We start from the raw sequence: 22893 nt of genomic DNA, 5'->3' as shown, positions 1-22893 counted from the left end.
GATCGCCACCGAGGTCACGACACCGTTCTTCGTGCCGATCAAGGTCACCATGATGACCGCCTTCCTGTTGGCGTTGCCATGGGTGTTCTTCCAGGTCTGGGCGTTTGTCGCACCGGGGCTGTACCAGCATGAAAAGCGTCTTGGCGTGCCGCTGGTGATCGCCAGCGTCATTCTGTTCCTGCTGGGGATGGCGTTCGCCTATTTCCTGGTGTTCCCGGTGGTGTTCGGCTTCATCGTCGGCGTTGCACCCGAGGGGGTGGCGGTGATGACCGATATCGGCAAATACCTCGACTTTGTGATGACCTTGTTCATGGCCTTCGGGATTACCTTCGAGGTTCCCGTTGCCGTGGTGCTGCTGGTCAAAATGGGTATGGTGTCGGTGGCCAAACTGCGCGAAATCCGGCCGTATGTCATCGTCGGCGCCTTTATTATCGGCGCGATATTCACCCCGCCCGACGTGATCTCGCAATTCATGCTGGCAGTGCCGCTGTGGGTGCTGTACGAACTGGGTATCATCGTTGCCGCCCTGATCACCAAGCCCAAGCCTGAATCCGAGGCAGTTGAATCCGCCTCGGATTACACGCCGATGTCGCAATCCGACATGGATGCGGAATTGGACCGTATCGAAGCCAGTCTGATCGATCGCCCCCCAAGCTTGCCCGATCAAACCGAACCCGGCTCGCCCAAGAGCCGTTAGCGCACCAATGCAGTGCCATTGCGCGGCCCAGTCCGCGCTGGCGGGGCGGGTTTCCCCATTTTTTGAAGGCATCGCCTGGACGGCAATGGCGGTCTTCGGGTTTGGCTGCCAAGTGCCGCGGGAGTGAAATTCCGTGACTTTGCCGGGTATCGGTGGCGCTGCATGCCATGGGCGGCTGCCGCTGCGCTTGGCGGTCTGGCGGTGCATGGCAGCCTGAGGCGGCTCCGCGGGGCTGGATGCAGAGGCGGAATTCAACGGCGCCGCTCTCGGCATGCACAAGATGTCGGCGACGGCCGAGCGCGAAACCGACGGGGAGTCCGGCTAGTTTTTTTCCAGTTGCCGCAGGTGCCTGCGGCGCTCGATTCGCAGTTGTTCGAGCTGCCGGTCCACCTGTACCACGTCGGGATGCTGCTCGGTATATTTCAGCCGCAGTTCGGCGCGCTTGATGCGCAACTCGACCTGCTTTTTGTCGAGGCCGGCAAGGTAGGGATCTGTTTGGTCGACGGCTGCCGGTGGGCGCTCCGGCTGGGCCGGCTTGGGGGCGGGCCGGCTTGCCACGCTCATCTCCATGTCCGGGGCCGCATCTGGCTGCGATACTGCCTCCTGGGGGAGGCTGGCGCCTGGCGGCGCGGGAGGGGACAGGATCGGGCGGGCCGGGCCGAGGAAGTGCTCGATGACGATGATGCCCACGCCGATCAACAAGAGCACGCCGACGGGCGCGCCGAATGCCACTACCCGCAGCAGGCGTGACACCTGCTTGGAAGGCGGCGGTGCTGGCGCCTGTGACGCTGCAGGCGCCAGCACATGCAAGGCGCTGACCAGGGTGCGCGCATCCGGCCGGGCTTCCGGATTCTTGTGCAGCATGCGCGCCAGCAGCCTGGCCAGGTCGGCCGGCAACTGGGGGCGCAGGGTCGTTGCAGGGACCGGTGCTTCATTGACCACCCGGTAAACAATGGCCGGCAGGCTGTCGCCATCGAAGGCATACTGCCCGGTGAGCATTTCGTACAGCACGGCACCCAGCGAAAAAATATCCGAGCATCCATTTACCTCGCGCCCCATTGCCTGTTCCGGCGACATGTAGCGCGGCGAGCCGAGCATTTGCCCGGCGTGGGTATAGTCGCTGTTGACGAAATGGGCGATCCCGAAATCGGTCAGCTTGATGCGTCCGCGCCGCCCGGTGACGACGACGTTGGCGGGCTTGACGTCGCGGTGGATGACGTCGTGCTCGTGCGCGAACGCCAGCGCCTCGGCCATCTGCGTGGCGGTATCGAGCACCAGATCCAGCGGCATCGGGCCCTTGTCCATGAGATCGCGCAAGGTCGCGCCGGGAAGGTATTCCATGGCGATATAGGCCAGCCCATCGGCCTCGCCGACGTCGTAGATCGTCACGATATTGGGATGCGACAGCCGGCCGGCGCTCTGCGCTTCGCGCAGAAAACGGGATTCCGCGCCAGTACCTTCCTGCCGCAATTGCGCGATGGGCACGGCCTTGATGGCGACGGTGCGTTCGATCAGCGGGTCGCGCGCCCGATAAACCGTGCCCATCGCACCCTGGCCGATTTCATCGAGAATTTCGTAGCGGCCGATTTTCATGACGGGGTGAGCGTCAGGCCTGGCATTCCACGATCTGACCGCGCACGCTGCGGCTGTCCAACCCAATCAGATACAGATACCAGGGCATCAGGTCGTCGACGCCGGGAATCGTCTCGGGCGCAAGCCCGGGATGGGTGCGCGAACGCAAGGTGGTCGCCACCTGGCCGGGAATCAGGGTGTTGATCCGCAGGTTTTCGTCCGCGCTGAGTTCATCGGCCCAGATCCGGGTGAGCGTTTCCAGGCCCGATTTTGCTACGGCATAGCCGCCCCAGTAGGCACTGGGTTGATGGCCGTGGGTTTCACCGGTGAACACGACCGACGCATCCGGCGCCTGCCGCAGCAGCGGCAAACAGGCGCGGGTGAGCGCAAATGGCGCGATCAGATTGACCCGCATCAGGGTCTGCCACTGCTCGGTCGTTTGCAGGTGGAGAGGGGTAAGGCTGTAAAACTGGTGTGCGCTGTGCAGCAATCCGTCGAGCCGTTTCAGGTGATGCGCGAGGGTGCCGGCGAGGGTCTCCAGGCTGCGGTCGTCGGCGGCGGCCAGGTCATACGGAAACATGGCGGGCTCGGGGCCGCCGGCGGCCAGGATGGCATCGTAGACCGCTTCGAGTTTGGCTTCGTTGCGTGCGAGTAGGGCGACGGTGGCGCCGTGGCGCGCAAACGCCAGGCTGGCGGCACGCCCGAGACCCGAACTGGCGCCGGTGACGAGAATGACGCGACCTGCGAGCAGGTCAGGGCGGGGAAGATAGTTTTTCATAGCTGTTCAAGTAAAGCGCCGGCCGATTGTACTCCGCTCACGGCTGCACTTTCGAGCGTGGCGGGGTAAGGCCCGGCAGTGTAATCGCCCGCCAGGAATATGCGCAGGTGCGCGGTGCGGACGGCAGGGCGTTTCAGGTTGGGGACGCAGGCGTAGCCGGCCTGCTTTTCGACGATGCTTTTGCGCCACTGTGCGGGGCCGGGCTGGGCGATCCGCTGCAACTGGGCTTCGGCCTGATCCAGCCAGTCCGCGGGCAGCTGCGCGGCGGTGCTGGCAACAAACGCCAGCAGCCCTGCCTGGCCGTGGCTCTGGCCGCGGTCGAACACAAACTGTGCGGGGCCATCCGCCAGGGCGAACAGCGGCTTGGCCAGCCGGAAAGCCGGATCGTACTGGACGTAGCCGGTGGCGATCGGTTGATAGCGATAGGCCGACACTTCGCGCACCACCGATTCGAGCGCGGGGATCGGGGCAGCCAAGCCCGCCAGATGTTGCGGGGCGACGGCGAGGATGACGTGGCTGTAGGCGGTCGCCCCGTCGCGCGTGCTCAAGGTGACGGCATCCGCGGTGGCATCCAACGCGGTTACCCGGCAAGCCAGGCGCACTTGGCCGCCGCATTCGATCAGGCGTGTAGCAGCGGGCGCAGGGAATAGGGCCGTCAGGTCGCGCCGCGGCAACAGCAGGTCGCTATCATGATTGCGACCGCCGAAAGCGGCGCGGATGACGTCGCGGAAAACCTTGGCGCTGGCCGTTTCCGGCGGCGTGTTGAGGGCCGATACGCACAGCGGATGCCATAGCAGGCGGCGCAGTGTTTCGGGCTGGGAGCGGGTGAACTGGCTGACGCTTAGCCGATCCGGCGCAGCCGTGTCGTGCAGCAGCGCGTAGGCCCAGCGTGCGGCGGCGAGCTTGTCGCGCCAGCCCAGTCCCCGTGCGCCGAGCAGCCCCGCCAGCAAATGCAGCGGCGCTGGCAGGCGCGGGCAGGCGAGGCTGAAATCCGGTGGCTGGCTAAGGGTCAGCGGCAGGCGCCATAAGCCGTCCTGCGCGGCGGCGGGGCGCAGGCGCTCGATCAGATGTAGTGTCTGCGCATACGCGCCGAGCAGGATGTGCTGGCCGTTGTCGAGCAACCGGCCTGCGAGTTCGACCGCGCGCGCGCGGCCACCCAGGGTGCGGCTGGCTTCGAACAGGGTGACGTTGACCCCAGCCTCGGCCAGCGTCAGCGCGGCGGCGCAGCCCGCCCAGCCGCCGCCGATCACCGCGACACGGGCGGTCATGGAAACAGCCAGGTCTTGCTGGCCAGCCACAGCTTGCGCATTGGCGTGAGCGAGACGCGCGCGCGCAACACGGGAAATTCGGCGCGCCGGATTTCATTCAGTAAAGTGCGATAAATCGCCGCCATCACCAGCCCCGGGCGCTGCGCGTGGCGCGCGCTGGCGGGGAGCGCGGCGAACGCGCGCTCGTAGCAGGCGGCGGCGCGTTCGAACTGGAACTGCATCAGCGCCTGAAATGCGGGGGTGGTCACGCCATCCAGGATGTCGGCTTCGCGCGCACCGAAACGTGCAAGTTCATCCTGCGGCAGATAAATCCGTCCGCGTCGCGCGTCCTCGCCGACGTCGCGAATGATGTTGGTGAGCTGGAACGCGAGACCCAGTTCGTGCGCATAACGGCGAACCGCGCGATCGTCCGCGCTGCGCGGCCCGCCGAAAATCGCAGCCGCGACTTCGCCCACCACGCCTGCCACGCGATAGCAGTACAGATTGAGGGACTTGAAGTCGGGGTAGCGTAAATGATCCAGGTCCATCGCCATGCCGTCGACGATTTCCAGCAGCAGGGCAGCGGGTGCATTGCGGCCTTGCGCGGTATCGAGGAGGGCGCGGGTGGCCGGATGTTCCGGCGCGCCGGCCGCAAACCGCATGATCTCCTCGCGCCACCAGTCGAGCTTGGTCAGGGCGAGTTGGCTTTCGTGGCACTCATCCACCACGTCGTCGAGTTCGCGGCACAGGGCGTAAAACGCGGTGATCGCGCGCCGCGTGTCCGGTGGCAGGAAGACGAAGCTGTAATAGAAGCTGGAGCCGCTGGCGGCAGCCCGTTCCTGGCAATACTGATGGACATCCATGGTCAAAGAAATCCGCGCCAGAGCATGATGCCCCAGTCTTTTTTGGTGAGTACCGGGCGATCGTGGAATATGCAGCCGGGGTCGGCATGCAGTTTGCGCAGGATGGTTTCACCGCCGAGGATGGTCACGCGCAGTTCCAGCCCGATGCGCCCCTTGAGCGCCCGGCCGAGCGGCGCACCGGCCTGCAGCAGCTTGCGCGCGCGTTCGATCTGCTTGTGCATCATCATGTGCCACAACCCGCGCGTGTCGCCCTGCGCGATCTGCATTTCGCCGATGCGGTGTGCGGCCAGTTCATCCTGCGGCAGATAGATGCGGTCTTTCCGGTAATCGACCGCGATGTCCTGCAAAAAATTGATCAGTTGCAGACTGCTGCAGATGGCGTCGGAATAGGCCAGATGGCGCGGGTCGTGGTCGCCGTACAAATGCAGCATCAGGCGCCCCACCGGGTTGGCCGAGCGGCGGCAGTAGTCCATGACTTCGCCGAAGTCGGCGTAGCGTTTTTTTTCCACGTCCTGCGCAAAAGCCGACAGCAGGTCGCGAAACGGTGCCAGCGGAATGGCGTGATCGCGGATTGCGGCAGCCAGCGGCACAAAAACCGGATGGCTTGAGGTCTCGCCGCGTTCGATGCGATCCAGTTCGGCGTGGTATGCCGCCAGCTGCTCGAGGCGAGTTGCTGCGGGGGCGTCGCCTTCGTCGGCAATATCGTCCGCCGTGCGGGCAAACCGGTAGATGGCTTCGACCGGTTTGCGCAGCCGTTTGGGCAGCAACCAGGACGCAACGGGGAAGTTTTCGTAGTGATCGACCGGCACCGGCAACAAAAAAACGGAATGGGAATAATGACTTAGGCAGGATGCCGGGTTAGCTTGGGTGACAGCATCGCTTTGATTATATTACACTTATTGGTCGATAGTTTTGCGGCCAAGCCGCGAGAGTGGCGGAATTGGTAGACGCACTGGATTTAGGTTCCAGCGCCGCAAGGCGTGGGGGTTCGAGTCCCCCCTTTCGCACCATCGGCTTTATGCCGTTCACCCTTACATTTCAATTCAGCCAGGAAGTATTTTGATGCAAGCAAATCTTGAAGTCCTCGAAGGTCTGGCCCGGCGCCTGGATATCAGCGTGCCCATGGATCAGCTGGAAACCGAAGTGCAGAGCCGTCTGAAGCGCCTGGCGCGCAACGTCAAGATGGATGGTTTCCGTCCTGGCAAGGCGCCGTTGAGCGCGGTGGTGCGTCAGCACGGCGCCGGCGTGCGTCAGGAGGTGTTGGGTGAAACCCTGCAATCCCGCTTTGGCGAGGCCGTGCAGGCCCACCAGTTGAGAATCGCGGGTTATCCGCGCTTCGAGCCGAAGGCGGGGCAGGCGGCGGCAGCGGAAATGACTTTCAGTGCCAGCTTTGAGGTCTATCCTGAAGTGAAGATCGACGTGCTGAATACTGGCAAGCTCAGCCGCCCCGTCGTGAACCTGGGCGAGGCCGATGTCGCAAAGACGCTGGAAGTGCTGCAGAAGCAGCGGCGCAGCTTCGAGACAACCGATCGGGCCGCAATGGAAGGCGATTTGGTCAAGTTCGACTATCAGGGCACGGTGGATGGCGCGGCATTCGAAGGCGGCCAGGGCGAAGACTTCGCCGCGGTAATCGGCGAAGGCCGTTTGCTGAAGGATTTCGAACAGAGCCTGACCGGGCTCAAGGCGGGCGACAGCAAGGGATTCGATCTGACTTTCCCGGCCGAGTATGCCGCCAAGGAACTCGCCGGCAAGGCCGCGCATTTCGAGGTGCAGGTCAAGGACGTGCAGGCTCCTGTGCTGCCGCCGGTGAATGCGGAATTTGCCAAGGCGCTGGGAGTCGAGGACGGTGACGTCGAGAAACTCAAGGCCGAGGTCAAGACCAATCTGGAACGCGAAGTGAAACGCCGCGTGCAGGCGAAACTGAAAGAGCAGGCGATGGAGTTGCTGCTGCAGAAAAGCACGCTGGATCTGCCGCAGAGCCTGGTGGCGATGGAGTCCGACCGTCTGCAGAAGATGACCGAGGCCGATATGCAGTCGCGCGGGGTTCAGACCATGAAGCTGTCTGCCGATATGTTTACCGGGCAGGCCGAACGCCGTGTCCGCCTGGGCTTGATCCTGGCCGAGATCGTGCAGGCGAACAAGCTGGTGGCGCAGCCGGAGCAGATTCGCGCCCTGATTCAGGAACAGGCGCAGAGCTACGAGGAGCCGGAACAGGTGGTGCAGTGGTACTACCAGAGCCCGCAGCGGATGCAGGAGATCGAGTCCCTGGCGCTGGAAGAGAATGTGGTAGCATGGGTTGCAGGTCAGGCCCAAGTGGAAGACGTGACAACCTCCTTTGAAGAATTGATGGGACGTGCCTGATGCGCATTGATTTTGAACGTGGTATTTCCAATTCGCGGCCCTTCGAGCCCCAGGGGCTGGGGCTGGTTCCCATGGTCGTCGAACAAAGCGGCCGTGGCGAACGCGCCTACGATATTTACTCGCGTCTCCTCAAGGAGCGGGTGATTTTCCTGGTTGGCCCGGTGAACGATGCGACGGCCAACTTGGTGGTTGCGCAAATGCTGTTCCTGGAGTCGGAAAACCCCGACAAGGACATCTATTTCTACATCAACTCGCCCGGCGGCTCGGTTTCGGCCGGCCTGGCGATCTACGACACCATGCAGTTCATCAAGCCGGACGTGTCCACGCTATGCATCGGTCAGGCGGCCAGCATGGGGGCGTTCCTGCTGACCGCAGGCGCCAAGGGCAAGCGCCACTGCCTGCCGAACTCGCGTGTGATGATCCACCAGCCGCTGGGCGGTTTCCAGGGGCAGGCGTCGGATATCGAAATCCACGCCAAGGAAATTCTGTATCTGAAAGCGCGCCTCAACGACATGCTGGCCAAACACACCGGACAGAGCATGGAAGCGATCGAGCGCGATACCGATCGCGACAACTTCATGAGCGCGGACGAAGCGGTAAGCTACGGCTTGGTCGACAAGGTGCTGACCAACCGCAACGAAGCATCAGGCAATTAAGCAAGGAACTGGCATGGCAGACAAAGGCTCGAGCGACAAACTTCTTTACTGCTCCTTCTGCGGCAAGAGTCAGCACGAGGTGCGCAAGCTGATTGCCGGGCCGTCGGTGTTCATCTGCGATGAATGCGTCGAGCTGTGCAACGACATCATTCGCGAGGAAATCCAGCAGGCCGACGGTCAGAAGAGTGCGGGCTCCGACCTGCCGACGCCGCATGAAATCAGCGGTATTCTCGATCAGTATGTGATCGGCCAGGGGCAGGCCAAGAAGGCGCTCGCCGTCGCGGTCTACAATCACTACAAACGCTTGCGCAGCAATTCCGGCAGCGGCGAAGTCGAGTTGGCGAAGAGCAATATCCTGCTGATCGGCCCTACCGGGTCGGGCAAGACCCTGCTGGCGCAGACGCTGGCGCGCCTGTTGAACGTGCCCTTCGTGATCGCCGATGCCACCACGCTGACCGAAGCCGGCTACGTGGGCGAGGATGTCGAGAACATCATCCAGAAGCTGCTGCAGAAGTGCGATTACGATGTCGACAAGGCCAAGCAAGGCATCGTTTATATCGACGAAATCGACAAGATTTCGCGCAAGGCCGACAACCCTTCGATTACCCGCGATGTGTCGGGCGAAGGCGTGCAGCAGGCATTGCTGAAGCTGATCGAGGGCACCACTGCCTCGATCCCGCCACAGGGTGGGCGCAAGCATCCGAATCAGGAATTCGTTCAGGTCGACACCAGCAATATCCTGTTCATTTGCGGCGGCGCGTTCAGCGGGTTGGAAAAGGTCATCCGTGGCCGCACCGAGAAAGGCGGCATCGGTTTCGGCGCGCAGGTGAAAAATGTCGACGAGACCAAGCGCGACGCTGAATTGCTGCACCAGGTCGAACCCGAAGATCTCATCAAATACGGCCTGATCCCGGAATTCGTCGGGCGCTTGCCAGTGGTGGCGACGCTGGATGAACTCGACGAGGCCGCGCTGGTACAGATCCTGACCGAGCCGAAGAACGCGCTGACCAAGCAGTTCGCCAAGCTCTTCAAGATGGAGGGCGTCGAGCTCGAATTCCGCGACGATGCGCTCAACGCCATCGCCAAGCGTGCGCTGAATCGCCGCACCGGTGCGCGCGGCCTGCGTTCGATCATCGAGCATGCCCTGCTCGATACCATGTACGACCTGCCCTCGCTCAAAGGGGTCAGCAAGGTGGTGGTGGACAACGGCCTGATCAACGGCGAAGGCAAACCCTTGCTGATCTACTCCGAGCAGGGCGACCAGCCGCTGGCCGCCGGAGCTTGAACCGATGGCTGACGGGGAACCTGTCAGCCATCTTGAATTCCAAACTATGCCCCCCAATTGTGGATGAGCGTGGTTGAATGCCGCGCATCCTTTCCTCAAACCCTTACCAGGAAATCATGATGAGCGACAACGTATCCAAGGAACAGGTCGATCTGCCGCTGTTGCCGCTTAGGGATGTGGTGGTGTTCCCACACATGGTCATCCCGTTGTTTGTCGGCCGTCCCAAGTCGATCAAGGCGCTGGAAACCTCGATGGAGTCCGGCAAGAGCATTCTCCTGGTTGCCCAAAAGACGGCCGCCCAGGACGACCCCACGCCGGAGGATCTCTACGATACCGGCAGCGTGGCCACCGTCCTGCAAATGCTGAAGCTGCCGGATGGCACCGTCAAAGTCCTGGTGGAGGGTAATCAGCGCGCCCGCGTGCTGGAGGTGACCGATACCGGCACCCATCTTGCTGCGCGCGCCGAAATTCTGCCCGCCGAGGGCGAGGAACTGGTGGAAGTCGAGGCCATGCGCCGCGCCTTGCTCACGCAGTTCGACCAGTACGTCAAACTGAACAAGAAAATTCCGCCGGAAATCCTCACTTCGCTCTCGGGCATCGACGAAGGCGGCCGTCTGGCCGACACCATCGTCGCGCATCTGCCGCTGAAACTGGAGCAGAAGCAGGAGGTGCTGGAGATGATCGGTGTCAACAAGCGCCTTGAGCATCTGCTCGGCTTGCTGGAAGGCGAACTCGACATCCTGCAGGTCGAAAAGCGCATCCGTGGCCGCGTCAAGCGGCAGATGGAGAAAAGCCAGCGCGAGTACTACCTGAATGAACAGGTCAAGGCGATCCAGAAGGAGCTGGGCGACATCGAAGAGGGCGCCGAGCTGGAGGAGCTGGAGAAGCGCATCAAGGATGCCAGCATGTCCAAGGAGGCCGAAGCCAAAGCCATGGGCGAACTGAAAAAGCTGCGCATGATGTCGCCGATGTCGGCCGAAGCCACCGTGATACGCAGCTATATCGAAGCCATGGTCGGTCTGCCCTGGAAAAAGAGAACCAAGATCAGCAAGGATCTGCTCAAGGCCGAGAAAGTCCTCGACCAGGACCACTACGGCCTCGACAAGGTCAAGGAACGCATCCTGGAATACCTCGCGGTGCAGCAGCGCGTCGACAAGGTGAAGGCGCCGATTCTCTGCCTGGTGGGGCCGCCTGGGGTCGGCAAGACCTCGCTCGGCCAGTCCATCGCCCGCGCGACCAATCGCAAATTCGTTCGCATGGCGCTTGGCGGCGTACGCGACGAATCCGAGATTCGCGGGCACCGCCGCACCTACATTGGGTCGATGCCGGGCAAGATCCTGCAAAGCCTGACCAAGGTCGGAGTGAAGAATCCGTTGTTCCTGCTCGACGAAGTCGACAAGATGGGCCAGGACTTCCGCGGCGATCCGTCGTCGGCGCTGCTGGAAGTGCTCGACCCCGAGCAGAACCATACCTTCCAGGATCATTACATCGAGGTCGAGTACGATCTCTCCGACGTGATGTTCGTCGCCACGGCCAACTCGCTCAACCTCCCGGCGCCGTTGCTCGACCGGATGGAGGTGATCCGCCTGTCGGGTTACACCGAGGACGAGAAAATCAACATTGCCGAGCGCTATCTGGTGCCCAAGCAACTCAAGGTCAATGGCATCAAGGAAGGCGAACTCGCCATTGCCGAGTCGGCGTTGCGCGACATCGTGCGCTACTACACGCGCGAGGCCGGCGTGCGCAGCCTGGAGCGCGAGGTTTCAAAAATCTGCCGCAAGGCGGTCAAGGCCCTGTTGCTGAAGAAGCAGAGCACCAAGATCCTGGTCACGTCGCGCAATCTGGAAAAATACCTCGGCGTGCGGCGTTTCAGCTTCGGCATCGCGGAAAAGAACAACCAGGTGGGACAGGTGACAGGCTTGGCCTGGACCGAGGTCGGCGGCGAGTTGCTGACCATCGAGGCGGTTGCTCTGCCTGGGCGCGGCAAGATGACGACCACCGGCAAGCTCGGCGAAGTGATGCAGGAATCCATACAGGCCGCGCTGTCGGTGGTGCGTTCACGCGCGCGCAAGCTGGGCATCCAGGAGGATTTCTACCAGAAACGCGATATCCATATTCATCTGCCGGAAGGTGCGACGCCGAAAGACGGGCCGTCTGCGGGCATCGCAATCTGCACCTCGATGGTGTCGATCCTCACCGGGATCCCAGTGCGCGCGGACGTTGCGATGACCGGCGAGATCACGCTGCGGGGGGAAGTACTGCCGATTGGCGGCTTGAAGGAAAAACTGCTGGCTGCGCATCGCGGCGGAATCAAGACGGTGCTGATCCCGCAGGAGAACGTCAAGGATCTGACCGAGATTCCTGACAACATCAAGAACAAACTCGACATTCATCCGGTCAAGTGGATCGACCAGGTTCTTGAATTGGCATTGGAGCACACGCCCGAGCCCTTGCAGGACGAACCGGAAGCGGAAACGCCGGCGATTGCCGTTCCGGAAGAGGGAGGGGTCGCCGCCGCGGCGCTCAAACACTGAGTATTTTCCAGCCACTCGCCGGAATCCCGCGCCAGTCGCGGGATTTTTTTGCCGATAGCCCGGAAAACCGCTTGACACAAGGTTTTGCGGGTTGCTATAAAAGCGCCCACAGGGTTTTCCTGTGCCACTTGAGTGAAGGGGACAACACGTGAACAAATCCGAATTGATCGATGCCATTGCCGACTCGGCTGATATCTCCAAGGCAGCAGCCGGTCGTGCACTGGATGCAACGGTTGAAGCTGTCAAGAAAGCGCTGAAGAAGGGTGACATGGTGACGCTGGTAGGTTTTGGCAGCTTTTATGTCGGCAAGCGCGCCGCGCGTACAGGCCGCAATCCGCGCACCGGCGCAACCATCAAGATCAAGGCTGCCAAGGTGCCGAAGTTCCGTGCTGGCAAGGGCCTGAAGGACGCCATCAATTAATAAAAAATGCGATATGCATTTGGCAAGATCGGAAAATCTGTTGTAGAATCTTGGTCTTTGTCGGGTGCTTAGCTCAGCTGGTAGAGCGTCGCCCTTACAAGGCGAATGTCGGGGGTTCGAACCCCTCAGCACCCACCAGCAGGGAAATAAGCGGGTCAAGTTTTAGGTAGCATGGTTTCTGCAGCATCAGGGAGTGGTAGTTCAGTTGGTTAGAATACCGGCCTGTCACGCCGGGGGTCGCGGGTTCGAGTCCCGTCCACTCCGCCAACATCAAAAAGGCGAACGCAAGTTCGCCTTTTTTTATTTCGGGGCTTTGTTATTTATCGCATCGGTTGAGTTTGTCCATGCGTAACTTTTAATTAATCGCGCCGGGCGAGACGTAAGGCGCAAAGTGCGCGAAAATTCGCGCTGATGTTTTTTCTGGAGTTGATGACCGTGCTCGAAGCAATCCGCAAGCATGCAAAGGGTTGGCTGGCCAAAGTCATACTGGCCTTGATCGCAATCACCTTCGCCTTGTTCGGCGTGGATTCCTACATGAAGGGCGACAACAGCGGCGGCATGGTTGCCGAGGTCGGCGACGTGGGGATTTCGCGTGAAGAACTGACCCGGGAGATTCAGGCACAGAGCGACCGCATGCGCGAGGCGCTCGGCCCTGCGTTCGACCCTGCTGTTACCGAAACGGCAAACTTCCGCAAGCAGGTTCTCGACAGCCTGGTCGAGCGTAAAGCCTTGCTGCAGGATGCGCAAAAGCTCAAGTTCCTGGCGCCCGATGCCTATATTGCGTCGGTGCTGGCGCAGATTCCGGCCTTCCAGCAGGACGGCAAGTTTTCGCAGCAGCGGTATGAGGCGGTGCTGCGCCAGAATGGCCGCACACCCGCCCAGTTTGAAAATGAATTGCGCCAGGCTTTCATGCTGGAGGCCATTGCCAGCCCGGTTTCGCTTGCGGCGTTCCCGTCCGGCACATCGCTGGCTCAGATTGCCCGCCTGGTGGCGCAACAGCGTGAAATCGCCTGGGCCGATCTGCCTGCTTCCGCGGTGGCGCCGCAGATCAGGGTGGCGCCCGCCGACGTGGAGCGTTACTACGTGGCCAACAAGGGCGAGTTCACCGAACCCGAGCAGATCCGCGCCGAATATCTGGTGCTGGATACGGCAAGCGTAGCGGCGGGTATCGCGGTGAGCGAGCAGGCCGTGGCGGATTACTATGCTTCCCATGCCGCCCAGTTCGGGCAGCCGGAACAGCGCAGTGCGAGTCACATCCTGATTGCCGCAGAAAAAAATGCGGATGCGGCTTCGCGTGCCAAAGCCAAGGCGAAAGCGGCCGAATTGGCGCAGACCCTGCAGAAAAACCCGCAGCGCTTTGCCGAGTTGGCGCGCACCCAGTCGCAGGATCCGGGGTCGGCCGCGCAGGATGGCAGCCTGGGTAGCTTTGGCCGCGGCATGATGGTCAAAGCCTTCGAGGATGCCGTGTTCAGCATGAAGCCCAATGAAATCCGCGGACCGGTGGAAAGCGATTTCGGCTATCACATCATCCGGCTGGATGGCATTCAGCCTGCCCAGACTGCGCCCCTGGCCGAGGTGCGCGCAGCGGTCGTAAGCGAGCTGCGCAAGCAGCAGGCACAAAAAGCCTTCGCCGACATGGCCGACAACTTCAGCAATCTGGTGTACGAGAACGCTCAGTCGTTGCAGCCCGCCGCCACCGCCGCCAAGCTGACGGTTCAGCAAAGCGGCTGGATGACGGCCAGGACTGCGCCGCCGCCTTTCAATCATGCCGCCTTGTCGTCCGCGCTGTTCAGTCCGGAATCGATCAAATCCAGGCAGAACACCGAAGCCATTGAAGTGCAGCCCGGCACTCTGGTCGCTGCGCGGGTGGTGGAGCATCGCCCGGCCCGCTTGCGTCCGCTGACCGAGGCGTCGCAGGCGATCGAAACCAGGCTGCGCACCGAGCAGAGTATGCGTTTGCTGGCGCAAAAAGCTGAAGCCACCCTCCAGGCGCTGGCAAAAGGCGACGAAGCGGGATTGAACTGGTCGGCTTTCCAGATCGTGGGGCGTCAACCATCCGCCGTGCTGGATGCGGCCGGGGCCAAAGCGGTATTCCGCGTCGCCACGGACAAACTGCCGGCCTACACCGGCTTCGCCCGCCCCGACGGCTCGTATCGCATCGTACGCGTGAGCCGCGTGCTGGATGCGCCGGCGCTGGATCCGATGTTGCTGTCGTCGATCGAAGCCGGCGTCACGCAGGCGCAGCAGCGTGCGGATATGAAGGCGATGGTTGCGCTGATTACCGCCGGCCAGAAAGTGAAAGTCCAGCCCAACGCGATCGAGGGAAGATAAGCCGTCGCGTAGCCGCAATAAAAAACGCGCCTTCAAGGCGCGTTTTTTATTGCGGGAAAGTTCAGATCAGCTCTCGGCGCCGGCGGTGGAATTGAAGCCGGCATCGACGTAGGTGATTTCGCCGGTAATGCCGGACGCCAGGTCGGAGAGCAGGAAGGCGGCGGCGTTGCCAACCTCTTCAATCGTTACGTTGCGGCGCAGCGGCGCGTTCTTGGCGACCAGGTCGAGCTTCTCGCCGAAGTTGGCGATGCCGCTGGCGGCCAGCGTCTTGATCGGCCCGGCCGATAGCGCATTGACGCGGATGCCCTTGGGGCCGAGGCTCTGTGCCATGTAGTACACGCTGGATTCGAGGCTGGCCTTGGCCAGGCCCATGACGTTGTAATTGGGAACGGAGCGAATCGCGCCGAGATACGACAGCGTCAGCAGTGCCGCCTGGCGGCCCTCCATCATCGGCAACGCGGCCTTGGCCAGCGCGGCGAAGCTGTAGGAGCTGATGTCGTGTGCGATGCGGAAGTTTTCCCGGGTGACCGCGGAGAGAAAATCGCCGGCCAGGGCTTCCTTCGGTGCGTAGGCGATCGAGTGCACCAGGCCATCAAGGCCGTCCCAGTGTTTGCCGAGTTCGGCAAACAGGGCATCGATCTGCTCGTCGCTGCCGACGTCGCACGGGAACACCAGATCGGAGCCGAATTCCTTGGCGAATTCGCTGACCCGGTCCTTGATGCGCTCACCCTGGTAGGTGAAGGCGAGTTCGGCGCCTTCGCGCTTGCACGCGGCAGCGATGCCATACGCAATCGAACGGTTGGAAATGACGCCGGTGACGAGCAAACGCTTCCCTGCAAGAAATCCCATAATGGTCTCGAAAGAATTGAATTGCCGCCGATTATAACGGCTGACGTTGCGCACGCGCTTGGGTACACTTGCGGCATGACGCGCACGGGCACGATTTTCCTCAAACTGGGCCTGCTGGGGCTAGGGCTGGGGTGGCTGGCGGGCTGCTCCGACAGCTGGAACAATCCCTACCCGGGCAGCCCGGCCAACGCCAACATCCTGTACAGCGCGTTTTCCGAACGCCCCAAGCATCTCGATCCGGCGCGCTCCTACAGCGCGAACGAAATCGAATTCACCGGCCAAATTTATGAGCCGCCGCTGCAGTATCACTTTCTCCAGCGCCCTTACACGCTGATTCCGCTCACCGCGGATGCGGTGCCCCAGGCGCGCTATTTCGATGCAGCGGGGCATGCGCTGCCGGACGATGCGTCCTCTGCACGCATTGCGAAGAGCGTGTATGAAATCCGTATCCGCCCCGGCATCCAATATCAGCCGCACCCGGCATTCGCACGCGATGCGGCGGGGCGCTACCGCTACCATGCGCTCACCGCCGCGGACACCGCCGGAAAAACCCGGATCCATGACTTCGAGCACAGCGGCACGCGCGAACTGGTGGCTGCCGATTATGTGTATCAGATCAAGCGCCTGGCCAATCCGCGGCTGAGTTCGCCGATTTTCGGCCTGATGGCCGAACACATCATCGGTCTGAAGGCGCTGGGTGCGGCGCTGGAAAAAGCGGCTCAATCCCGCCCCGCGGCAGCGCTGAATCTCGACGATTTCGCACTTGAAGGGGCGGAGGTCGTCGACCGCTACACCTACCGCATCCATGTCAAAGGCAAATACCCGCAGTTCATCTACTGGCTGGCAATGCCGTTTTTTGCGCCGATTCCATGGGAAGCCGACGTCTTCTATGCCCAGCCCGGTCTGGCCGGGCGCAATCTCACGCTCGACTGGCAGCCGGTCGGGACCGGGCCGTATTACCTGGCGGAAAACGATCCCAATCGCCGCATGGTGCTGAAAAGGAATCCGCACTACCACGGCGAAACCTATCCGGCGGAAGGCAGCGACGAAGACAGGCAGGCAGGGCTGCTGGCCGACGCCGGCAAGCACCTGCCGCTGGTGGACGAAGCCGTGTTCAGCCTGGAAAAGGAAACCATTCCCTACTGGAGCAAGTTTCTGCAGGGTTATTACGACAGCTCCGGCATCAGCTCCGATAGCTTCGACCAGGCCGTGAAGTTCTCCGCCGGCGGCGATCCTCAGCTCACCGATTCCATGCGCGCCAAGGGCATCGGCCTCGTCACCACCGTGGCGGCGTCCCTGTGGTATGTCGGTTTCAACATGCTCGACCCGGTGGTGGGCGGCCTTGGCGAAGACCGCCGCAAATTGCGCCAGGCGCTGTCCATCGCATTCGACTATGACGAGTTCATTTCCATTTTCCTCAATGGCCGCGGCATTCCCGCGCAGGGGCCGATTCCGCCGGGGTTGTTTGGCTATGTCGAAGGCGTGGCCGGACTGAACCCCTATGTCTACGAAGCACGCGACGGCAGGATCGCGCGCCGCCCGATCGAGGCCGCGCGCCGCCTGCTGGCCGAGGCGGGCTACCCGAACGGCCGCAACGCGAAGACGGGCGAACCGCTGGTGCTGTATTTCGACACCATGGCATCCGGCCCCGATGCCAAGTCGCGGCTCGACTGGATGAAGAAGCAGCTCGACAAGCTCAATGTGCAGCTGGTGGTGCGCGGCACCGACTACAACCGTTTTCAGGACAAGATCCGCAAGGGCAATGCCCAGCTGTTCGAATGGGGCTGGAATGCCGACTACCCCGATCCGGAAAATTTCTTCTTCCTGCTCTACGGCCCGCACAAGAAAGTCGGCAGCGGCGGCGAGAATGCCGCCAACTACGACAACCCCGAGTTCGACCGCCTGTTCGAGCAGATGAAGGACATGGACAACGGCCCCGCGCGCCAGCAGGTGATCGACGCCATGCTCGACGTCGTGCGCCGCGATGCGCCGTGGATCTTCGCCTACCATCCCAAGGCCTTCGGCCTGCGCCACGGCTGGGTGCATAACGTCAAACCCAACCTGATGGCGAACAACACCCTCAAATACCGCCGTATCGACGCTGCCGTGCGCGAAGCCCGGCGCGCCGAATGGAACCGTCCGGTGCTGTGGCCGATCGTGCTGCTGGCCGCTGCGCTGGCGGCCGTGATCGCGCCGGCAGTGATCGCGTGGCGGCGGCATGAACGAAAGACCGCCTGATGTTCGCCTATATCCTGCGCCGCCTGCTGTACGCGATCCCGATCCTCATCGGGGTCAACCTGCTGACCTTTGCGCTGTTTTTCGTCGTCAACACGCCGGACGACATGGCGCGGCTGCAACTCGGCGTCAAGCACGTGACGCCGGAGGCGATCGAGCGCTGGAAGGCCGAGCACGGCTACGACAAGCCGCTGCTGCTGAATGCGGAGGCAACGGGCAGCGCGCAGTTCACCGAGACGATTTTCTTCCAGCACTCGGCGGCGATGTTCGTCTTCAAGTTCGGCAAAAGCGACGACGGCCGTGACATCGGCAACGAAATCCGCACCCGCATGGGGCCGAGCCTGGCGATCGCGCTGCCGGTGTTCGTCATCGGCTTGCTGGCCAACATCACCTTCGCCTTGCTGATGGTGTTTTTCCGCGCCACCTACCTCGACCTGTGGGGGGTGGTGCTGTGCGTGGTGCTGATGTCGATCTCGGGCCTGTTCTACATCATCGCCGGGCAGTATTTCATCGCCAAATTGTGGAACCTGCTGCCGATTTCGGGCTATACCGGCGGCATCGGCGGGCTCAAGTTCATCCTGTTGCCGGTATTGGTCAGCGTGGCGGCAGGGATCGGCAGCGGCGCGCGCTGGTACCGCACGATCTTCCTCGAGGAAATCGGCAAGGACTATGTGCGCACCGCGCGCGCCAAGGGCTTGTCCGAAATCCGGGTCTTGTTTCGCCACGTGCTGAAGAACGGCATGATCCCGATCCTCACCGGCGCAGTGGTGGTGCTGCCGCTGCTGTTCATGGGAAGCCTGATCACCGAGTCCTTCTTCGGCATCCCAGGGCTCGGCAGCTACACCATCGACGCGATCCAGGCGCAGGATTTCGCCGTGGTGCGCGCGATGGTGTTCCTGGGCTCCTTTCTCTACATCGTCGGCCTCATTCTCACCGACATTTCCTATTCGTGGGCTGATCCGCGGGTGAGGCTGCAATGAATTTCATGCCCGTGATCCTGTGGACCGATGCGCTGATTTTTGCACTGCTGGCGGGCGTGCTGGCGCTGGCCTGGTTCATCCGTCGCCACGACCATCTGCGCGCTCCGTGGGTGGCCGTGGCGCAGCGCCCGATGGCGATGGGGGCGGCTCTGGTGCTGGGCGTCTTCGTCGTCATCGGCCTGCTCGATTCGCTGCATTACCGGGAACGGCTGCCCGACAGTCCGGCCGACAAGCCGCAGTATTCGGTCGAGGTGATGAGCGCGTTCGACGCGCTGGTGGGCGGCCTGCGCACCCGCCAGGAAAAAACCTATTCGGCGCCGCTGGCGATGCAGTTGTATGCCATGGAATTCGTCGAGCGGAATGGCGTGGCGGTGCGCGATTATCCGCGCCTGCAATATGGCGGCGCGCATCTGCAGCACGCCGGCGACCGGCTATCCGACATCGCGCGGCGCACCCTCGCCGGCGCCGCGCAGGGCGCCCTCGCCGGCCTGCTGCTGCTTGCCGGCCTGGCTGCGTGGCAGGCACGCCGGCTGCAGCTGCCCGTCGGTACATGGCTTGCACGGTGGCGACAAGGCGGCTTGAACTGGCCCGGCCGCACGCTCGTCGGCATGCTGGCGCTGCTGCTCATGCTGGGCGGCGCGATGGCGCAGCTGGCGTCCGGCTACCACGTGCTCGGCACCGACAAGGTCGGACAGGACGTGCTCTACATCAGCCTCAAAAGCATCCGCACCGGCCTGGTGATCGGTACGCTGACCACGCTGGTCACGCTGCCGCTGGCAATCGGCCTGGGCATCGTGGCGGGCTATTTCCGCGGCTGGGTGGACGACGCGATCCAGTACCTCTACACCGTGCTCAACTCGATCCCGGGCGTGCTGCTGATTGCGGCTGCCGTGCTGATCGTGCAGGTCTATATCGAATCCAACCCCGAACTGTTCGACACCGCCGCCGCGCGCGCCGACATTCGCCTGCTGGCGCTGTGCCTGATCATGGGCATGACCAGTTGGACCGGACTGGCGCGACTGCTGCGCGGCGAATCGCTCAAGTTGCGCACGCTCGATTACGTCGAGGCGGCGCGCGCCTTCGGCGTATCGAATGCACGCATCATCAGCCGCCACATTTTTCCCAACGTGTTCCATCTGGTGCTGATTGCGGTCGTTCTGGATTTTTCCGGGCTGGTGCTGGCCGAAGCGGTGCTGTCCTACGTCGGCGTCGGCGTCGATCCCTCCATGTACAGCTGGGGCAACATGATCAACGGCGCGCGCCTCGAACTTGCACGCGAACCGGCAGTATGGTGGCAGCTCGGTGCGGCATTCGCCTTCATGTTCGCGCTGGTGCTTGCCGCCAACCTGTTCGCCGACGGTGTGCGCGACGCCTTCGACCCGCGTCTGGGAGGCCGCCGGTGAAGCCCCTGCTGCGGGTCGCGGGGCTCGTCACCGAAATCGGCCACGATGCGGATACCCTGCGCGTGGTCGATGGCGTGTCCTTTCATGTCGCCGCCGGCGAAACCTACGCGCTGCTCGGCGAGTCAGGCTGCGGCAAGTCGATGACCGCGCTGTCGCTGATGCGCCTGCTGCCGGACGGCGGCCGTATCGTCGCAGGGGCGGTGCAACTGGACGGGCAGGATGTGCTGGCGCTGCCCGAGCGCGACATGCGGCGCGTGCGTGGCGGCGGCATGGCGATGATTTTCCAGGAGCCGATGCTGGCGCTGAATCCGGTCGTCAAGGTGGGCCATCAGATTGTCGAGGCGCTGGCCCTGCATCAGGGCCTGAGCGGGCAGGCGGCGCGGGAGGCGGCACGCGGGCTGCTCGATTCGGTGGGAGTGCCGGACGCGCTGCGGCGGCTCGACAGCTATCCGTTCGAGCTGTCCGGCGGCCTGCGCCAGCGGGCGATGATAGCAATGGCGCTGGCCGGCCAGCCTAGGCTCCTGATCGCCGACGAGCCGACCACCGCGCTCGACGTGACCATCCAGGCGCAGGTGCTCGACGTGCTGCGGAACCTGCGCAGCGAAAAGCATATGGGCATGCTGCTGATCACGCACGATCTCGGGGTGGTGGCCGAGAACGCCGACCGCGTGGGGGTGATGTACGCCGGCGAGTTGCTGGAAGAGGGGACGCGCGACGCGTTTTTCACGGCCCCGCAACATCCGTATAGCCGCATGCTGTTCGAGGCGCTGCCGCATGCGATTCCGCACGGGCTGCAGCCCATGGCGGAGCGGAGTCCTGCGGGGGGGGGCGGCGATGGCGGGCGGCTGACCACGATTCCCGGCCAGGTGCCGAAGCTCGACGGCCGGATGCGTGGCTGCCGCTTTGCGCCGCGCTGTCCGTTTGCGATTGCGCGCTGCCGCGACGAATCGCCCGACTGGCAAGCGATCGACGGTCAGCGGGTGCGCTGCCATCTGGCGGGCGCGCTGCCGCTGCGCAGTGCGCGCGCGGTGACGCCGCCGACGCATTCAACCCAAGCGGCGCAAGCCCTGCTGCAGGTGGACGGCCTGAAAGTGCATTTTCCGATCAGGCGCGGCTTCATCCAGCGCACCGTCGGCCATGTGCGCGCAGTGGACGACGTGACGCTGTCGATCCAGCCGGGCCGCACGCTGGCGCTGGTGGGCGAGTCCGGCTGCGGCAAGACCACCGTCGGCAAGGCGCTGCTGCGGCTGATCGAACCGACCGCGGGCCGCGTCGTGCTGGCCGGCGAGACCGTCGCCGCGCGCAATGCAGCCACCCTGCGGCGACAGGCGCAGATGGTGTTCCAGGATCCGTTCAGTTCGCTCAATCCGCGCATGCGGGTGGCGGACATCCTGCTCGAAGGCATGGACGCCCTTGGAGTGGGGGTGGCAAATCAGCGCCGCGACGCGGTGGCGCTGTTGCTGCGCCAGGTGGGGCTGCCCGACGACGCGGGCGGGCGCTATCCACATGCGTTTTCCGGGGGCCAGCGGCAGCGCATTGCGATTGCGCGGGCGCTGGCGGTGTCGCCCAGACTGGTGATTTGCGACGAACCGACCAGCGCGCTCGACGTCTCGGTGCAGGCGCAGATACTGAATCTGCTGAAGGATTTGCAGGACAGCCTGGGCCTGGCCTATCTGTTCATCACCCACAACCTCGCCGTGGTCGATTATCTGGCGCACGAGGTGGCGGTGATGTATCTCGGGCGCATCGTCGAACAGGGCCCGGCGGCGCAAGTGCTGCGCGCGCCGCGCCATCCCTATGCCCAGGCGCTGGTGAGCGCCGTGCCGCGCATCGAGCCGCCGGCCGGGAAGCGCATCGTTCGCCTGAGCGGCGACCAGCCGTCGCCGCTCAATCCGCCCAGCGGCTGTCATTTCCATCCGCGTTGCCCGCATGCAAGCGAAATATGCCGGCAAGTCTATCCCGGTCAAACCGCGGTGGGCAGCGGGCACTGGGCGCGTTGCCACTGGGTGGCCGCGCAGGGGCAGGCGTTTTCTGAATGGAGTGTCAATTGAATACCGGCAAACGCAGTCGCAATTTCTGGATCGGCAACCTGGTTTTGGGCGTGGCCATGCTGACGCTGCTTTTCATGGGGCCGCTGTCGGATGCGCTGGGCATCTGGGCGGCGGTGCTGTGGATGGTGCTGGCCGCCGTCGGCATGGCACTGGTGATGTCGGACAAGTCGGATGAGCCGCCTGCGCCCGATTAGGAAGCTCTAGGTCAAGGCCGCTGAATCGGCGGCGGGCCTCAGGGGCGTTTGACTACGATCCGCTGGCCCGCGCGGATGCCGCCATCATTACCCAAAACCGGATTCCAGGTTTTGAGGTCGGCCAGGCTGACGTCGAAGCGCTGCGCGATGGCGTGCAGGCTGTCGCCGCGTTTGACGGTGTAATGAACGGGCCCGGCAGGTTTCCCGGGAAGAAGGTTGAAGGCGACGTGGCGGAAGGCTTCGGGTTGCCGGGCGGCCTGTTCGTTCAGGGGCAGGCGCAGGGTCTGGCCGGCTTTGAGGCCGCCATCGAGGCCGGGGTTGGCCTGGGTCAGCTGGGCGACGGTCAGGCCGTAACGGCGGGCCACGCCGAACAGCGTGTCGCCGCGCTCGACCTGGTGCTGGCTTGCGCTCATCGCTGGTGCCGGGGCGGCGCTTT

19 protein-coding genes and 3 tRNA genes are annotated in these 22893 nt (G+C 63.2%); 15 read left to right on the top strand and 7 right to left on the bottom strand.

Features of this window, described 5'->3' with window-relative positions; translation table 11 throughout:
- On the top strand, window positions 1–697 hold a 697-nt coding region (gene tatC, locus BGO62_RS10115; protein WP_296641966.1), incomplete at its 5' end, for a twin-arginine translocase subunit TatC.
- Between the two features lie 321 nt (window positions 698–1018).
- Here tatC and BGO62_RS10110 read toward each other — a convergent pair.
- Genes BGO62_RS10110 through hpnC form a run of 5 tightly spaced genes read right to left on the bottom strand, consistent with a single transcriptional unit; the run spans window position 1019 to window position 5972 of the window.
- Complete coding sequence (locus BGO62_RS10110; RefSeq protein ID WP_296641964.1) at window positions 1019–2290, bottom strand: serine/threonine-protein kinase; 1272 nt, start codon at window positions 2288–2290, stop codon at window positions 1019–1021.
- A 13-nt stretch (window positions 2291–2303) separates the two neighbouring features.
- A complete protein-coding gene (locus tag BGO62_RS10105) occupies window positions 2304–3047 on the bottom strand; it encodes an SDR family NAD(P)-dependent oxidoreductase (protein WP_296641962.1) in 744 nt (247 codons plus the stop codon).
- Window positions 3044–4315, bottom strand: a complete 1272-nt coding sequence (gene hpnE / locus BGO62_RS10100) for a hydroxysqualene dehydroxylase HpnE (protein WP_296641959.1) — start codon at window positions 4313–4315, stop codon at window positions 3044–3046. The genes BGO62_RS10105 and hpnE overlap by 4 nt, the downstream gene beginning before the upstream one ends.
- A complete protein-coding gene (gene hpnD / locus BGO62_RS10095) occupies window positions 4312–5157 on the bottom strand; it encodes a presqualene diphosphate synthase HpnD (RefSeq protein WP_296641969.1) in 846 nt (281 codons plus the stop codon). The genes hpnE and hpnD overlap by 4 nt, the downstream gene beginning before the upstream one ends.
- A 2-nt stretch (window positions 5158–5159) precedes the next feature.
- Window positions 5160–5972, bottom strand: coding sequence for a squalene synthase HpnC (gene hpnC, locus BGO62_RS10090; protein WP_296641956.1), 813 nt, complete (start codon window positions 5970–5972; stop codon window positions 5160–5162).
- A gap of 110 nt (window positions 5973–6082) precedes the next feature.
- Here hpnC and BGO62_RS10085 point away from each other — a divergent pair.
- From BGO62_RS10085 to BGO62_RS10045, 9 genes are all read left to right on the top strand, one after another.
- Window positions 6083–6167, top strand: a tRNA-Leu gene (locus BGO62_RS10085).
- A 52-nt stretch (window positions 6168–6219) separates the two neighbouring features.
- On the top strand, window positions 6220–7518 hold the full coding sequence (gene tig / locus BGO62_RS10080; protein WP_296641953.1) for a trigger factor: 1299 nt from the start codon (window positions 6220–6222) through the stop codon (window positions 7516–7518).
- Complete coding sequence (clpP, locus tag BGO62_RS10075; protein ID WP_296641950.1) at window positions 7518–8174, top strand: ATP-dependent Clp endopeptidase proteolytic subunit ClpP; 657 nt, start codon at window positions 7518–7520, stop codon at window positions 8172–8174. The genes tig and clpP overlap by 1 nt, the downstream gene beginning before the upstream one ends.
- Window positions 8175–8187: 13 nt before the next feature.
- Complete coding sequence (clpX, locus tag BGO62_RS10070) at window positions 8188–9459, top strand: ATP-dependent Clp protease ATP-binding subunit ClpX (RefSeq protein ID WP_296641947.1); 1272 nt, start codon at window positions 8188–8190, stop codon at window positions 9457–9459.
- A gap of 116 nt (window positions 9460–9575) precedes the next feature.
- Window positions 9576–11993, top strand: coding sequence for an endopeptidase La (gene lon, locus BGO62_RS10065; RefSeq protein WP_296641967.1), 2418 nt, complete (start codon window positions 9576–9578; stop codon window positions 11991–11993).
- 148 nt (window positions 11994–12141) lie between these two features.
- Window positions 12142–12414 carry an HU family DNA-binding protein gene (locus BGO62_RS10060; protein WP_296641944.1) on the top strand — a complete coding sequence of 91 codons (273 nt, stop codon included), beginning with the start codon at window positions 12142–12144 and terminating at the stop codon, window positions 12412–12414.
- A 62-nt stretch (window positions 12415–12476) separates the two neighbouring features.
- Window positions 12477–12552: transfer RNA gene (locus BGO62_RS10055), tRNA-Val, on the top strand.
- A gap of 52 nt (window positions 12553–12604) precedes the next feature.
- Window positions 12605–12681, top strand: a tRNA-Asp gene (locus BGO62_RS10050).
- 162 nt (window positions 12682–12843) lie between these two features.
- Window positions 12844–14745 (top strand): SurA N-terminal domain-containing protein, encoded by a 1902-nt coding sequence (locus BGO62_RS10045; protein WP_296641941.1) that lies wholly within the window; start codon window positions 12844–12846, stop codon window positions 14743–14745.
- A gap of 66 nt (window positions 14746–14811) precedes the next feature.
- On the opposite strand, the gene fabI is transcribed toward BGO62_RS10045, so the two are convergent.
- Window positions 14812–15594 carry an enoyl-ACP reductase FabI gene (gene fabI / locus BGO62_RS10040; RefSeq protein WP_296641939.1) on the bottom strand — a complete coding sequence of 261 codons (783 nt, stop codon included), beginning with the start codon at window positions 15592–15594 and terminating at the stop codon, window positions 14812–14814.
- A 75-nt stretch (window positions 15595–15669) separates the two neighbouring features.
- On the opposite strand from fabI, the gene BGO62_RS10035 reads away from it, so the two are divergent.
- Genes BGO62_RS10035 through BGO62_RS10015 form a run of 5 tightly spaced genes read left to right on the top strand, consistent with a single transcriptional unit; the run spans window position 15670 to window position 22457 of the window.
- On the top strand, window positions 15670–17832 hold the full coding sequence (locus tag BGO62_RS10035; RefSeq protein ID WP_296641936.1) for an ABC transporter substrate-binding protein: 2163 nt from the start codon (window positions 15670–15672) through the stop codon (window positions 17830–17832).
- Window positions 17832–18809 carry an ABC transporter permease gene (locus BGO62_RS10030; RefSeq protein ID WP_296641934.1) on the top strand — a complete coding sequence of 326 codons (978 nt, stop codon included), beginning with the start codon at window positions 17832–17834 and terminating at the stop codon, window positions 18807–18809. The genes BGO62_RS10035 and BGO62_RS10030 overlap by 1 nt, the downstream gene beginning before the upstream one ends.
- Window positions 18806–20212, top strand: a complete 1407-nt coding sequence (locus BGO62_RS10025; protein WP_296641933.1) for an ABC transporter permease — start codon at window positions 18806–18808, stop codon at window positions 20210–20212. Before BGO62_RS10030 ends, BGO62_RS10025 begins: the two co-directional genes overlap by 4 nt.
- A complete protein-coding gene (locus BGO62_RS10020; protein WP_296641931.1) occupies window positions 20209–22263 on the top strand; it encodes an ABC transporter ATP-binding protein in 2055 nt (684 codons plus the stop codon). Before BGO62_RS10025 ends, BGO62_RS10020 begins: the two co-directional genes overlap by 4 nt.
- On the top strand, window positions 22260–22457 hold the full coding sequence (locus tag BGO62_RS10015; RefSeq protein ID WP_296641930.1) for a hypothetical protein: 198 nt from the start codon (window positions 22260–22262) through the stop codon (window positions 22455–22457). Before BGO62_RS10020 ends, BGO62_RS10015 begins: the two co-directional genes overlap by 4 nt.
- Window positions 22458–22495: 38 nt before the next feature.
- On the opposite strand, the gene BGO62_RS10010 is transcribed toward BGO62_RS10015, so the two are convergent.
- Window positions 22496–22893 (bottom strand): LysM peptidoglycan-binding domain-containing protein (locus BGO62_RS10010; protein ID WP_296641927.1); only part of this gene is annotated, 398 nt, incomplete at its 5' end.

This window comes from Thiobacillus sp. 65-1402, from assembly GCF_001897685.1.
Taxonomy (GTDB): Bacteria; Pseudomonadota; Gammaproteobacteria; order Burkholderiales; family Thiobacillaceae; genus Thiobacillus.
Note: the sequence above shows the minus strand (reverse complement) of the source record. Positions and strands in the feature narration are given on the sequence as shown.